This is a genomic window from Campylobacter concisus (assembly GCF_001298465.1).
GTDB lineage: Bacteria > Campylobacterota > Campylobacteria > Campylobacterales > Campylobacteraceae > Campylobacter_A > Campylobacter_A concisus.
On sequence record NZ_CP012541.1, the window covers coordinates 1,391,618 to 1,402,368 of the forward strand.

9 protein-coding genes are annotated in these 10,751 nt (G+C 37.2%); 3 read left to right on the top strand and 6 right to left on the bottom strand.

The genetic code is table 11. The features are described 5' to 3' along the window. Window positions 1–19 precede the first annotated feature (19 nt). Genes thiE through CCON33237_RS07095 form a run of 3 tightly spaced genes read right to left on the bottom strand, consistent with a single transcriptional unit; the run spans window position 20 to window position 2,692 of the window. Complete coding sequence (gene thiE / locus CCON33237_RS07085) at window positions 20–625, bottom strand: thiamine phosphate synthase (protein ID WP_054196992.1); 606 nt, start codon at window positions 623–625, stop codon at window positions 20–22. Further along, window positions 618–1,364: a hydroxymethylpyrimidine/phosphomethylpyrimidine kinase gene (locus CCON33237_RS07090; protein ID WP_054196993.1), complete on the bottom strand. Its 747-nt coding sequence runs from the start codon at window positions 1,362–1,364 to the stop codon at window positions 618–620. The genes thiE and CCON33237_RS07090 overlap by 8 nt, the downstream gene beginning before the upstream one ends. Then, entirely contained in the window at window positions 1,361–2,692 is a 1,332-nt protein-coding gene (locus tag CCON33237_RS07095) for an aminotransferase class V-fold PLP-dependent enzyme (protein WP_054196994.1), read from the bottom strand. Before CCON33237_RS07095 ends, CCON33237_RS07090 begins: the two co-directional genes overlap by 4 nt. Before the next feature lie 110 nt (window positions 2,693–2,802). Between CCON33237_RS07095 and CCON33237_RS07100 the strand changes: the two genes are divergently transcribed. From CCON33237_RS07100 to CCON33237_RS07110, 3 genes are read left to right on the top strand one after another with little or no spacing between them, the layout of a single operon-like run. Further along, on the top strand, window positions 2,803–3,639 hold the full coding sequence (locus tag CCON33237_RS07100; RefSeq protein ID WP_054196995.1) for a DUF234 domain-containing protein: 837 nt from the start codon (window positions 2,803–2,805) through the stop codon (window positions 3,637–3,639). Continuing rightward, the gene (locus tag CCON33237_RS07105) at window positions 3,636–4,625 is read left to right on the top strand and encodes a sensor histidine kinase (RefSeq protein WP_054196996.1); all 990 of its coding nucleotides are present in this window, start codon (window positions 3,636–3,638) and stop codon (window positions 4,623–4,625) included. The genes CCON33237_RS07100 and CCON33237_RS07105 overlap by 4 nt, the downstream gene beginning before the upstream one ends. Next, window positions 4,622–5,284 carry a cysteine hydrolase family protein gene (locus CCON33237_RS07110; protein ID WP_054196997.1) on the top strand — a complete coding sequence of 221 codons (663 nt, stop codon included), beginning with the start codon at window positions 4,622–4,624 and terminating at the stop codon, window positions 5,282–5,284. Before CCON33237_RS07105 ends, CCON33237_RS07110 begins: the two co-directional genes overlap by 4 nt. Here CCON33237_RS07110 and CCON33237_RS07115 read toward each other — a convergent pair. The 3 genes from CCON33237_RS07115 to CCON33237_RS07130 all read right to left on the bottom strand — a co-directional run bounded on the left by CCON33237_RS07115 (window position 5,281) and on the right by CCON33237_RS07130 (window position 10,750). Continuing rightward, window positions 5,281–5,955 (bottom strand): DUF6882 domain-containing protein, encoded by a 675-nt coding sequence (locus tag CCON33237_RS07115; protein WP_169748883.1) that lies wholly within the window; start codon window positions 5,953–5,955, stop codon window positions 5,281–5,283. The two genes, CCON33237_RS07110 and CCON33237_RS07115, sit on opposite strands and share 4 nt — an antisense overlap. A gap of 14 nt (window positions 5,956–5,969) precedes the next feature. Then, window positions 5,970–9,587 carry a DNA polymerase III subunit alpha gene (gene dnaE / locus CCON33237_RS07120; protein WP_054196998.1) on the bottom strand — a complete coding sequence of 1,206 codons (3,618 nt, stop codon included), beginning with the start codon at window positions 9,585–9,587 and terminating at the stop codon, window positions 5,970–5,972. Window positions 9,588–9,898: 311 nt separating this feature from the next. Next, complete coding sequence (locus CCON33237_RS07130; RefSeq protein WP_021091781.1) at window positions 9,899–10,750, bottom strand: universal stress protein; 852 nt, start codon at window positions 10,748–10,750, stop codon at window positions 9,899–9,901. Window position 10,751 lies beyond the last annotated feature (1 nt).

Below are 10,751 nucleotides of genomic sequence, written 5' to 3' on the forward strand. Positions count from 1 at the left end.
CTTGCAAAATAAGCATCTTTTAAAACAATAAATTTCTTTGTAAATTTTCTATATTTTTCTTTATCGTGCCATCTTTATAGATAGCGGATATTAAGGCGATCATGTCTGGCTTTGCCTTAGCAACACTTGCAATATTGCTAGCATTTATGCCTCCTATAACACATACATTCATTCCCATTTCTTTTGCTTGTGATATGGTTTGGGCCTTGCAAAGTGGCGCATTTGGTTTTGTTGGGCTTTTAAACATCGCTCCAAAAGCCGCATAGCTAGCACCATTTTGTTTTGCCCTAAGGGCAAGCTCCAAGCTATCATAGCAGCTAACTCCCACGTAAGCATCATCCCCTAAGATTTCAAACGCTTCTTTTATGCTCGCATCATCTTTTCCCAAATGCACAGACTTTGCACCTATATGAGCAGCAAACAAAATATCATCATTTACGATAAATCTGGCTCCAAATTTCTCACATAGATTTAAAATTTCACTAGCCAGTCTATCATTTTTAGGTATTTTTTTAGAGCGAAATTGAAAAAATTTCACCCCACACTCTAAAATTTCTTTAGTATATTGCAAGGCTAAATTTTCAGGCATCAACACATCGTCGCTAATCGCATAAATTTCAATCACTTATGCCAACTTTATGATTTAGTAGACGTTTGCCAAATTTTGTCGTAATTGCATTTTTAATAGCATTTAAAATGTATTTTTTGGCTAGTTTTATGGCCTCTTCTTTTGTGTGTCCATTTGCCAGCAAGCAGGCCAGCGCACTTGCAAAGCTACATCCAGCCCCGTGCATGATTTCTGGTTTTATTAGTGGCTCTTTAATTTTAAGTATGTCACCATTTTTTTTAAAAAGAGTATCTTCACAAATTTCTGCAACCATGCTTCGCTTTAAGATCATATCGCAAGGTAAATTTTTGCTATCAAGCTCCAAAACTTTGGCTTCATCGATATTTGGCGTAATAATGTCTGCAAATTTAAAAAGCTCTTTTAAGCTTGCTATCGCGTCATCTTCTAACAGCTTTGAGCCTGATTTTGCTACGCAAACTGGGTCTATTACTATTTTAATGCCTTGCTTATGAAATTTTTCAAGCCAAGCACCAACGCAAGATATAAGCTCTTTATTAAAAAGCATACCAACCTTTATGGCATCTATGTTTAGCTCTTCGTCTACCATTTTGATTTGTTCATTTAGATTTGTAACATTTGTAGCAAAGATATTGCTAACGCCATTTGTATTTTGTGCCGTAAAAGCCGTGATAGCCGTCGCTGCATAGCAAGAAAAAGCCTCACATGTCTTTATATCAGCCTGCACGCCAGCACCGCCAACGCTGTCACTTCCTGCAATGATTAATATATTTTTCATCTATCTCCCATACAACCTGAAATTTTATCAACACTAAAAGGATCATCGACCTTCCAACTACTTGAATACTTTTTAATGCTATTTTTTAATGCATCTACTAAATAATCCACGTCTTGTAGTGTATGCGTATAGTGGAGTCCAGCCCTTACCCAGCCTGGCTTATGGGTAAATAGTGCATCTTCTTTTAAATGAAGCAAATCATGTCCATATGGCCCAGCACAAGAACATCCTGCACGCGTTTGAATGCCGTACTCTTTGCTTAAAACTTTGGCTAGCTCATAAGGCGAAACACCGGCCACATTAAAAGCAAATATCGGCAAACGCTTTGCATTATTTGGATGATAGCAAGTAAGCTCAGGAATTTCTGCTAGTCTTTTCTCAAAATACTCTCCAAGCTCGCTCTCGTTTTCATATATTGTCCCAAATCCTATCTCATTTCTCAGCCTATAAGCCAAATTTGCCCTTATAAGTCCTAAAATAGGCGGCGTACCAGCCTCTTCTAGCTGTTCACTATCTTTTACAAATATAGCATAGTTTTTGTTAACATAACTTACCGTTCCACCACCAGCAAATGTCGGCTCATCTGAGTTTGCAAGTATCTTTTTTATAGCAAGAAGCCCACAACTTCCAACTCCACCAAGCAATTTATGTGGCGATAAAAAAAGAGCATCAAAATAGTCACAATCAATATTTCCATATGCGCTAAAACTTGCAGCATCAAATGCTACAACGCCACCATAAGATTTTATAAGAGTGTAAATTTTTCTGTAATCGCTCAAAACCCCAGTCACATTTGAAGCCACACTAAAAGTTGCGATGATCTCACGACCGACATTTATCCTTAAAATTTGCTCCAAATGATTAAAGTCGATCCCTCCATTTTTATCAAGCCTGATACGCTCAACCTCACAAAGTGCCTGTCTAAAGCTTATCTCATTTGAATGGTGCTCATAAGGGCCAAGTACTACGAGCGGAGAATTTTCATCTGGCTTTAATGCATATCTTTTTTTGAGTGCTGGTGGTGCATAAATTCCTAAAATTTCTTGAAATTTCTTTATCGCACCGGTAGCTCCATTGCCACAAGTAAAAAGATAAAAGCTCTCATCAAGTCCTAGTAAGCTTTTTAATTCACGTCTTGAATCTTCATAAGTTTGAGCAGTTTTGTAGGCGTTTGATGAGCTGATAGAATGCGTATTTGCGTATGTTTGGAGTATTTTTGCCATCTCATCTTCGATAGGTTTATAAGCTAGTCCTGAAGCTGTAAAGTCAAAATAATAAATGCCATTTTTTAAAATTATATTTTCTCTAATATGCTCTAAATTTACCAAATCACAACCCTTGTTTTTTGCGTAGCATTATAGATTAATTTAGCTAAAATATACTACAATGCCCAAATAAAGGAGCCGATATAAAAGCTTTAAAATCAACATTTGAGCGAATGAAACACCTTGACATAAATGAACTTATTAAATTTCATCTCGTCTTTGATGAGTTTGATTTAAAGCACTCATATTATGATGTTTTTGAAGCAATCGAGGCTGAAATTTTAAACAACTTCTTAGCCTTGATGCCAAAATTTTACTTCAAACCCGATACAAACGATGCTATAAAATCTGCCCTCATAAAACTCGCACGAAGCGATAGAAAAAAATTCAATGTAAATAAAATTTTACCTCAAAGCCTAGCTAGCAAAGTCTATGCAAAGCTTTTTGAAAAGAATTTTTTATTGCTAGAAAAAAGCAGAGAAGTACTTCCAAAAAGGTCAAAAAACCAAATGCTAAAAAAAGAAGAAAGGGGCTATAAAATTGAGGATAAAATACATTTTAATAGCCATTTCTCAAGGTTTTGGTTTAGATTTATAGAGCCAAATTTAAGCTTGCTAAAAGCTGGTAAAAATGATGAAATTTTAGCCATTATAAAAAAGGAATTTGACGAATATGCAAGCCTTGGATTTGAAATTTTATGCGGTGAGCTAATGGCAAAAAAATTTCTGATTAATGGCATATTTTTAAGTAGCTTTTGGAGCAGGAATATAGAGCTTGATATGCTCTTAAATATAGGCGGTAAGATCATAGTCGGCGAGGCAAAATACAAAGAGAGAAAGGTTTGTAAAAACGTGCTAAATTTACTATTAAAAAAATGCGAAAAACTAAATATCAGGCCAGATATTATCGCTCTTTTTTCAAAGAGTGGATTTAGTAGCGAGCTAAGAAATTTAAAGGATGAAAGGCTAAGGCTTTATGAAATTAGCGATTTTGAGGAACTTTTAAAATGAACGAACACGATATCCAAGCTGGCTTAAAAAGTCTGATAGAGCAGACTTATCTGATAGAAAACGAATATAAAAATTTAACATCATCTTATGCAAACTTGCAAAATTTCATTAAAGATATTGTGGAAATTCTGCCAAATGCTATCTGGGTGTTAGATGAAAATGATGAGATCTTTTTACAAAACTCAGAAGCAGTAAGACTTGGTAAAATTTTTAAAGAGATACCAAAAAAAGAGGGTGAGATAAATGTAAATGGGCAAATTTATCTTTTTAAAACAAGCTCTAAAGACAATAAACTAATAATCTCTGCAACAAACATAACAGTAGAAAAACGCACCGAGCGTCTTGCCTCTATGGGCCAAGTAGCAGCTCACCTAGCCCACGAGATCAGAAATCCAGTAGGCTCTATCTCGCTTTTAGCTTCAACTCTACTTAAAAGAGCTGATGAACGCACAAAGCCTATCGTAAATCAAATACAAAAAGCTACATGGCGAGTCGAACGCATAATCAAAGCCACTCTGCTTTTCACAAAGGGCCTTAACATAAATGCACAAATTTTTGACTTTTCACAGCTTAAAAAAGAGTGTGAAGAGGCTATAAATTTTTACGACTATTCAAAGGATATTAAATTTAGCCTAGAATTTCCAGATGGCAAATATATGGGCGACCTTGATCTACTAGCCATTGTCTTTCAAAATATTTTATTTAACGCCATTGATGCCATCGAAGAGAGTGATGATGATGAGGGAGAGATCATTTTAAGCTATGAAAAAACACCAAGTGAGCATAAATTTATCATTTACGATAGTGGCGAGCCTATCAAAGACAAAGCCATAGTCTTTGAGCCATTTAAAAGTAGCAAGCTAAAAGGAAACGGCCTTGGACTACACCTTTGCTTGCAGATCATAGAGGCTCACAAAGGCAGTATCGAGATCACACTAAATCCAAAAACATTTTGCATAAATTTACCAATAAAGGAGAAAGAATGAACATACAAAACGAACTTGAGGCTTTTAAAAAATCTCTTCAAACGCTTGATTTGAGAGAAATTTCAAACGATGGAGCAAAAAACGTTGCATTTATTTGCATCGATATGATAGAAGCATTTGCTGGCAGTGGCGCGCTCGCTAGTCAAAGAGTAGCCGCCTTATCAAAAGGGATCGCGACACTTTTTGATAGAGCGTGGAAAGATTTTGGCTTTAGAAATTTTATCCTTATAGAAGATAGACACACTAGTGATTCAAAAGAATTTGAGAATTTTCCACCACATGCCATACTTGATACAAATGAGATAAAAACCGTAAAAGAGATAGAAAATCTAAGCTTTTTTAAAGAGATCAAAGCATTTTATAAAAACTCTTTAAGCATTGCATTTAATCAAGAATTTGAGAAATTTTTAGAAGAGCATCCAGAACTAGACACCTTTATAGTCACTGGAGATTGCACTGATATGTGCGTTTATCAGTGTGTTAGCTATCTTAAACTACGAGCCAATGAATACAATAAAAAAGCAAGAGTTATTGTGCCGTTTGATCTTACGCAAACATATGACATACCAGGACACAATGGCGACTTTTACCATGAGATGTTTTCTCTTCATATGAAGCTAGCACTTGGTGCTGATGTGGTAAAGGGTATTAAATTTTAAAGCTTACTTGAAATATTTATGAGCCTATTTAGCTCGTCAAATTTAAAGCTAAGCTCGTATTTATTCGATACGATTTCATTAGGACTTTCGCTAAATTTCATATCACAGCTTAGCAAAAGTCCTTTGACAAAGATTTTGTGATCTAGTTCGTAAGTGCTTAAACACTCATTTACTACGCTCAAAAGCTCATTTGCTAGCACTGGCTCTTCAAAGACCACATCTGATCTAAAAGCCACATACGCAGCTCCGCCCTCGTACTCTATCCTATAATAATTTTGTTCATCAAAAGCGGTGCAAAGAATCATACTAATCGTGTGACCATTAAAATTTTCATCTAGCTCAAATTGTGGCATACCAAATGCGCTAAGCCCAAATTTTTCGCCAAACTCACGTGCTTTATTTGCAAGCTCGAGCAACCGCTCATCAAAGCCATTTATATTTTCATAACCCCAAAGCCACGTATTTGACGAGAAGCTTTCAGAGCCAATAAACTGCATGTCAAACTCACGCCCATCAAAGTAAATTTTGCCACTATCAAAATCAACCTGCCAGTTGCTACCTTCAACAAGTAGCTTAAATGCACGTTTTTGAAGTAATGTCGCTTTGCCAACACATGCGCTAAAAAGCTCGCTCCAGTTACTTTTATCTACGCCAAGCTTATCTAAAAACATCGCTTCTCCAGGCATTAGCAAGCTATTGCTTGAAGTGCTTTTTCTTTAAAGCTGTCATTTACAACAAATTTTGTCTTATAGACAAAAATTTGAGCCGTACTTTCATTTTTTATCTTAATAACAAGACGTTTATCATTGTTTGTGCCACTTTTTATATGTTCGTTATAGCCAAGATTATAAAGGCTAGTTATCTTATCTTTGCTAAGCTCACTAAGGCATAAAAGCACCTCTAGCTCAGCATATTCTCTTGCTTTTTGAGGCGTGCTAGATTCTTCATTTTTAGAAAATTTAGAGTTTTGTTTTAGCTTTCTTGTCTTAAAGTCTAAATTTTGCGCATCTTCTAGGCTATAAACCTCGTTTAAATTTGTCCTTACAAATTGATCATCTTTTGTGATATTTATCCTAAAAGCATAAGGCAGGTCACGTTTTGCTTCATCTTTTACTATATCTTCGATATTACCAAGCTCTCTTTCAAAGACTGCGATCTCGATATTTCCGTGAAAATCAAGCACGTTTATAGTGCCCATTTTCTTGCCACTTTTGGTTATCCTTGTGCTAAAGTCCTCGATCTTACCAACGACTAAAATTTCAGCGCTTTGTGGCAAGCTCTCAAATTCTGAGCTTAGAGTGTATTTTATCTTGTTGATCTCGTCTTTATAATCATCAAGCGGGTGGCCTGAGAGGTAGATACCAACGCTCTCTTGCTCAAATTTTAAAATTTGTTTGATGTCAAATTCATCATTTATCGTGACAAAATTTATCTTCACATCATTCATGCTCTCATCTTCGCCAAACAAGCTCTCAACTGCATTTTTACGGATCTGAGCAGCACTTTTGCAAGCTTCTATGATATTTTCTACATTTTGCATAAGCATCTTACGACTAAAGCCAAACTCATCAAAACATCCAGCTTTTATGAGGCTTTCAAAGACCTTCTTATTTACTTTAAATGGATCGATCCTTGAGACAAAGTCGTCCATACTCTTAAATTCGCCATTTGCTTCACGCTCAGTGATAATGTTTTCAATAGCCGCTCCACCAACACCTTTAATCGCACCAAGCCCAAAGATAATGCCGTCATGATCGCCATTTTTAACGACGCTAAATTCTTTAGTTGATTTATTGATAGATGGTGGCAAAGTATCTATATTTATGCGTTTTATCTCATCGATATAGCGAACGATCTTATCGACGTTGCTCTCTTCGCTCGTAAGAAGTGCTGCCATAAATTCAGCCGGGTAATAAGCCTTAAGATAAGCCGTTTGAAATGTGACGTAGGCGTAAGCTGCGGAGTGAGATTTATTAAAGCCATATCCTGCAAATTTTACAATTAGCTCGAAAAGATCGTCTGCTTTTTGTCCATTTAACCCTTTTGCCTCAGCACCTTTTACAAACTCTCCCTTTAGCCTGTCCATCTCTTCTTTAATCTTTTTACCCATCGCACGGCGCACAAGATCCGCCCCGCCAAGACTAAAGCCACCTATGGCTTGAACGATTTGCATAACTTGCTCTTGATAAACGATTACGCCGTATGTTGGCGCAAGGATTGGCTCAAGCTCTTTAAATGAGTAGGTTATCTCCGCCTCACCATGTTTTCTTTTGACAAAGTCATCAAGCATGCCACTTTCCATCGGTCCTGGGCGGTAGAGTGCTAGCATCGCGACGATATCCTCAAAGCAGTCTGGACGCAAGCTAGTTCCTAGCTTTCTCATGCCTTCGCCCTCGATTTGGAAAATTCCTATCGCTTGGCCGCTTTGTATCATTTTATAAACATTAGAATCGTTTTTATCGATCTGCTCCCAAATAATATCCTTGCTAGTTCGTTGTTTTACTAGCTTTATGGCATTATCGATAACCGTTAGTGTTTTTAGTCCAAGAAAGTCGAATTTAATTAAATCCACATCCTCAAGATATTTAAGACTATACTGCGTAACATAGCGATCTTCTGGGCTGTTTGGCTGACGAAATAGCGGAGTTTTGTTCCACAGCTCCTCATTTGAAATAACAACACCTGCTGCGTGCTGGCCAGCGTTTCTGTTTAGTCCCTCAAGGTCAAGTGCAAATTTCCAAATTTTAGCTGCCTTTGAATTTTGACTTATTAACTCAGCTATCTTTGGCTCTTTTTCATAAGCATCTTTTAGCGTAATACCAAGTTCATCAGGTATTAGCTTTGCCATCGCATCGGCTTCGGCGTAAGGCATATCACAAACCCTAGCAACATCTCTAATAACACCTTTTGCGAGCAATTTACCAAATGTAATAACGCCAGCAACGTTAAATTTTCCATATTTTTGCGTAACATAGTCAATTATCTCACCACGCCTACTTTGACAAAAGTCCACGTCGATATCTGGCATGCTAACACGTTCTGGGTTTAGAAACCTCTCAAAAAGTAGGTTGTATGGGATAGGATCAAGGTCAGTGATCTTTAGCGAGTAAGCGACCAAGCTACCAGCCGCAGAACCACGTCCTGGACCAACTGGCACGCCTCTACTTTTAGCCTCATTTATGAAGTCCCAAACGATCATCATATAGCCTGGGAAATTCATTTTATTAATTATGCCAATCTCTATCTCAAGGCGCTTTTTGTATTCGTCATGTAAATTTTCAGGGACAAATTTTAGCCTCTCATCAAGTCCCTTTCTGCATTCATATTCAAAAAATACAGCATCATTTTTAAAGCTATATCTATTTTCAGGCTCTGGAAGTGTTAAATTTCTCTCTTTAGCATACTCAAGTGTAAATTTAAAATTTGGCGGAGTTGGGTTGCCAAGCTTGATCTCAAGGTTGCACTTATCCACGATCTCTTGGGTATTTTCTATCACTTCAGGGATATCTAAAAATAGCTCACTCATCTGCTCTTTGCTTTTTACGAAAAACTCATGAACGCTGTGGCGAAGTCGGTTTGGATCATCTAAAGTTTTGTTCATCGCGATACACATAAAAACCTCATGTGCGTCAGCTCGCTCTTTAAAAGTGTAGTGAGTGTCATTTGTAGCTATAACTTTTATGCCAGTCTCTTTGGCGATGCGTAAAATATCATCATCAATGCGTTTTTGATCGCCGATGCCGTGACGCATGATCTCAAGATAAAAGTCATCTCCAAAAATTTCTTTATATTCAAGTGCGACCTCTTTTGCTCTCTCATAGCCCTTTGCGCCAAATTTGACGTTACGATCGCTTAAATTTAGATGCCAACTCACCTCGCCCTGCAAGCAAGCAGAGCTACAAACCAAGCCCTCGCTGTGCTCTTTTAAGATTTTCTTATTTATACGAGGATAGTAGTAAAAGCCCTCGATGTAGCTCATGGAGCTAAGATACATTAAATTTTTATAGCCAGTCTCGTTTTTAGCGATTAGTATAAGGTGAAAGCGCTGTTTGGTGCTCTTATCATCAAGCTGCTCGCCGTTATGCACGTAAGCTTCGATGCCAATTAGCGGTTTTATCCCCTCTTTTTTCATCGCCTTGTAAAAATCTATCGCTCCAAACATATTGCCGTGATCAGTAATTGCCGCTGCTGTGTCACCTCTATCATGAAGCACATGAGCTAGCTCTTTTATCTTGTTTGCTCCGTCAAGTAGGGAGTATTCGGTGTGTAAATGCAGGTGTGTAAAGCTAGAATTTTCACTCATTTTTTATCCTTTTTTAATGAGTGGATTTTACAAAATTTTGGCTAATAAGGTGCTTGATGAAAACTTAATGGAAGCTTTAAAATTTATAGAATTTGTAGTTTGTGGCTAAGAACAAAGCGCGCCGTCATCTAACGCACTATGCTATTAAGGTCTTGTAAATTTTAAAATTTCATGAACGAGTAATTTCGGCTCTAAAATTTGAGCTAAGCGGTCAGTGAAGCCAAAATTTAGTAGTCATTTCTTGCGAGTGAATGGAATTTTAAAATCTATAAAGCGAAAAAGAATTAGATCGCGGACCAAGCCGCAATCCATTATAGATAAACTGGGATATTTGTGTGTTCTAAGAAAAATCTTGATGTTCCGCCAAGCACCATTTCCATAAGACCATTTTCACCATATCTGCTAGCAACGATTAGATCAGCATTTCTATCAATAGCTGCTTTCAAAAGTGCTTCACCAGGTATCATCGTAGTAGCGATTACTTCAAAAGTGGCTGATATGCCATGAATTTTGAAGTACTCTTCAAGCTTTTTAAGATTTAGTTCAGCATTATCGCCAAGGCTTGCTTTTGAGGTAATGCACTGAACCTTTTTTGCCTTTTTTAAAAGATCGATCGAGCCTGTTAATGCCCTTGAGCTTTGTGTCGTACCAGTCCAGCTAACAAGGATATTATCAGCTTTAAACTCACGCATTTTTCTAGGGATTACAATCGCATTTTTACCGCTTTTTAGAACAGCTGACTCAAATGTGCCAGTGATCTTTCCATCAAGTGGCACAGCAGCCACTACAAGATCACAAAATTTACTTTCTTGCTCAACTATGGCGCTTCTTTTGCCACTGTGAATCGTAAAATTTGCAGTGCAAACATCTTCAATGATTTCACTAGTTACTTTTATGCCAAGCTCAGCACAAATTTTATTGAAAATTTTCTCATTCTCTTCATGCTCGACAGCTAGTTCAGATTTAGCTGATTTTAGAAATTCTTCAAAAAGCACTCCTCCACGAAGCGTCATTTTCATATTATAAACTACGCTTGGATCAAGCTGGCAAGTCATAATTTCCATATGTGTGTTAAACCACTGAGCAACCTTTAGGGCACCATAAATTCTTGGCTCGATATCGTCTCCAGCTCCTATTGGAAAAAGCAACTTTTTGTATTTCATC

Coding starts and splice junctions, on each gene's coding strand:
- CCON33237_RS07105 (WP_054196996.1), top strand. CDS start 3,636: ATGAACGAACACGATATCCAAGCTGGCTTAAAAAGTCTGATAGAGCAG.
- CCON33237_RS07130 (WP_021091781.1), bottom strand. CDS start 10,750: ATGAAATACAAAAAGTTGCTTTTTCCAATAGGAGCTGGAGACGATATC.
- dnaE (WP_054196998.1), bottom strand. CDS start 9,587: ATGAGTGAAAATTCTAGCTTTACACACCTGCATTTACACACCGAATAC.
- CCON33237_RS07100 (WP_054196995.1), top strand. CDS start 2,803: ATGAAACACCTTGACATAAATGAACTTATTAAATTTCATCTCGTCTTT.
- CCON33237_RS07110 (WP_054196997.1), top strand. CDS start 4,622: ATGAACATACAAAACGAACTTGAGGCTTTTAAAAAATCTCTTCAAACG.
- CCON33237_RS07115 (WP_169748883.1), bottom strand. CDS start 5,955: ATGTTTTTAGATAAGCTTGGCGTAGATAAAAGTAACTGGAGCGAGCTT.
- CCON33237_RS07090 (WP_054196993.1), bottom strand. CDS start 1,364: ATGAAAAATATATTAATCATTGCAGGAAGTGACAGCGTTGGCGGTGCT.